The organism is Streptomyces bohaiensis (genome assembly GCF_012033785.1).
Lineage (GTDB): Bacteria > Actinomycetota > Actinomycetes > Streptomycetales > Streptomycetaceae > Streptomyces > Streptomyces bohaiensis.
The window spans coordinates 1-2,982 of sequence record NZ_JAAVJC010000411.1; the positions used below are offsets into that span (position 1 = coordinate 1).

Consider the following 2,982-nt stretch of genomic DNA (forward strand, 5'->3'; position numbering starts at 1 on the left):
GCCGGGCGAGGACGGGCGTGCCGCGGGGCACGCGTCGGCCGGGGCACCGCGCGCAGCACCGTCGAGGGGGCGCCGCCGGCGGGCGTACCGCGTACGGCGTGTGGCGGCGGCCGGGCGAGGGCACCGGGAAACGACGCAGAAACGGTGCGAGTTGTCGGAGGGCCGGTAGGGAGATCAGTCTGGTTCCACCGCCGGGCTCCGTGCGAGCCGCGCTCCACCTGGCGCGGTGTCCGGAGTCCGGCGGCTCACGCACCGCGGCGGCAGCGCTGCGGGTCACGGCGGCGACGCACCGCGCCGCTGCTCCTGTTCCAGCAGCTCCGGCAGGTCCTTCAACCGGTCCAGGCCGGCCACCGGCCGCGACATCCGGTGGTTGCCCGCCAGCCGTTCCCGGTGCCGGTCCAGGAAGGCCCAGTAGCCGGCCGTGAACGGGCAGGCCCGGTCCCCGACGCGCACGTCCGGCCGGTAGGCGCACTCCCCGCAGTAGTCGCTCATCCGGTTGATGTAGGCGCCGCCCGAGGTGTACGGCTTGGTGGTCATCCGGCCGCCGTCGGCGTACTGCGACATCCCGACCACGTTGGGCACCATCACCCAGTCGTAGCCGTCGACGAACGCGCGGTGGAACCAGTCGGTGACCTCGCGCGGGTTCCAGCCCGACTGCAGGGCCCGACTGCCCAGCACCATCAGCCGGGGGATGTGGTGCACCCAGCCGGTGCTGCGCACCTGTGCGAGCACCGACGACAGGCAGCGGGCGGTGACGGCGTCCGCGTCGAGTTCCGCGAACCAGTCGGGCAGCCCGCGGCGGTGGCCCAGCTTGTTGCTGCGCCGGTAGTCGTCCCCGAAGTGCCAGTAGAGGTGCCAGACGTACTCCCGCCACCCCGCGACCTGCCGGATGTAGCCCTCGACCGACGGCAGCGGCGCCGAGCCGTCCCGGTACCGCTTCTCCGCCCCCTCGACACACTCGACGGGGTCGAGAAGGCCGAGGTTGAGGGGGACCGACAGCAGGCTGTGGCTCATCCACGGGTCCTTTGCCAGCATGGCGTCCTCATGGGCGCCGAAGCCGCCCAGCCGGTGATCGAGGAACCGCCGCAGCGCGGCCCGCGCCTCCTCACCCGTGGCGGGGAACAGCCGCGGCCCGTCGTCGCCGAGGAAGGACACCTCGCCGTCCCGTTCCCAGCGGTCGAGGTCGTGGCGGACCTCGTCGTCGATCTCGTCCTCCTCGGCCAGCCAGGGCGCGGGTGCGCCGAGGGTGCGGACGTCCCGGGGCGGCGGTTCGCGGTTGTCGTGGTCGTAGTTCCAGCGGCCGCCCGCCGGGTGGTCGTGCCCGTCGAGCAGCAGCTCGTGGTCGCGGCGCACGTCGCGGTAGAAGTCCTCCATGCGCAGCGCCCCGCCCTGGCGGTCCCCGGCCCAGCGGGCGAAGTCGTCGTGCGAGACGAGGAAGCCGCGGGCGGGCAGCACGGTCATCCCCGGGACGCCCCGGACGAAGTCGAGCGCCGCGTGGGAGGTGGGGTGGTGCACGGTCGCGTTGCGCCGGCCGCTGCCGACCCGCGCGGTGCGCAGGCCCTCCCGGTAGGTGTCCGCGCGGACGTACCGGACCCGGTCGCCGAGTTCGGCGGCCCGGTGCCGCATCGCGGAGAGGACGAGGTGGGCCTTGGCGCGGTGGAACGTGCGCCGCCGCAGTACCGCCCGCGACTCGATCATCACCAGCGGCGCGTCCTCGTCGGGGCCGTCCTGTCCGTCGGCGCCGGTGCGGGCGAAGTGCGCGCCGAGTTGGTCTCCGAACAGCAGGTGGGGGCGTGCGGCCATCAGCGGGGACCTCTCGGCGGTGTGGTGCGGCGCGATGCTGCGGTGGAGGGGCGCGCGGCGTCGGCACGGGGGGAGGAGGCGGGTCTGCGATGATCCCGACCGCCTCGCCGCCGGTGTGGGAGCCCGACGTCGGACGGGGGCGCGGGTCGACCGCGGTGCGCCCCTCGCCCCCTCGCCCCCCTCGCACCCGGGCCGGAGGTCGGGTCGGTCAGGGGGTCGTCCGGTCGAGCAGGTCGACCGCGGACCGCAGCCCGGTGAGGCGGGTGGCACCGGCCACCGCCGCGCCCGCCCAGCCCGGCCCGGCCAGGTGCACCGCGGGCCGGGTCCGCGCCCCGCGCTGCCCCCATCCGACGCCGAGGAGGTGGCCGACCAGCGCCCGGTCCGCCGTCTCGCGCGCCTGCGCCCACAGCACGACACCGGCCGGCCCGAGACGCCGCACCGCGCCGACGAGCGCGTCGGCCGGCATGGCCGGACCGAACACCCGGGTGGGGATGCCGCGTTGGCCGAGGGCGGCGGCGAGTGCCTCGATCGGGAGCGTGTGGTGCTCATCGGCGACGCAGGTCAGCAGGAGGGGTGGCGTCCCGGTCCGCGGCGGGGCCGTCGGCAGCCGCCGGAAGGCGGACGAGACGTGCCAGGACAGCAGGTGCTCCACCCCCACGTACGGCTCGCCCTCCATGGCCCACTTGCGCCCCACCGTGTGCAGAGCCGGCGCGATCACCTCCTCCCAGGCGGTGATGAGGCCGTGGCGTGCCAACGCCAGGTCCAGGAGGTGTTCGACCGCGGGCCCGTCCAACCGTGTCGCCGCGTGCGCCAGGCCCCGCCACTCCGGTCGCGGGCGCGGGGGAGCCTCGTCGTCCTCCGGGGCGGTGGTGTGGCGGGGCTCGGCCGGGTGGGCGTGCGCGCCGAGGCTGCGGAGCCGCTGCGTGGTGGACGGGCTGCCGTGCGGAAGGGGCCCGGTCCGCGGTGCGGCCGGGCGCGCGGGCGTGCCGGTGCCGCGGGTGGGTTCGGTCGATCGTGCCGGTACGGTGCTGCGCGCGGAGCGGTCGACGGTGCGCGTCGCGACCGGGCGGCGGGCCGCCGGCACGGCCCGGCCGCCGCCGCACCGGAACCGCCGAAGTGATCGACGTCCCGCGGTGCGGGCTGCCGCTGCCTAGCATGGTCCGGATGAGTGCCGACCGG

At 76.2% G+C, this 2,982-nt stretch carries 2 protein-coding genes; both read right to left on the reverse strand.

Translation table 11 applies throughout. From position 1 onward, the window contains the following. Window positions 1-273: 273 nt before the first annotated feature. The gene (locus HCN52_RS23365) at window positions 274-1,803 is read right to left on the reverse strand and encodes a cryptochrome/photolyase family protein (protein ID WP_168090417.1); all 1,530 of its coding nucleotides are present in this window, start codon (window positions 1,801-1,803) and stop codon (window positions 274-276) included. Window positions 1,804-2,011: 208 nt separating this feature from the next. Further along, window positions 2,012-2,887 carry a B12-binding domain-containing protein gene (locus HCN52_RS23370; protein ID WP_168090418.1) on the reverse strand — a complete coding sequence of 292 codons (876 nt, stop codon included), beginning with the start codon at window positions 2,885-2,887 and terminating at the stop codon, window positions 2,012-2,014. Window positions 2,888-2,982 lie beyond the last annotated feature (95 nt).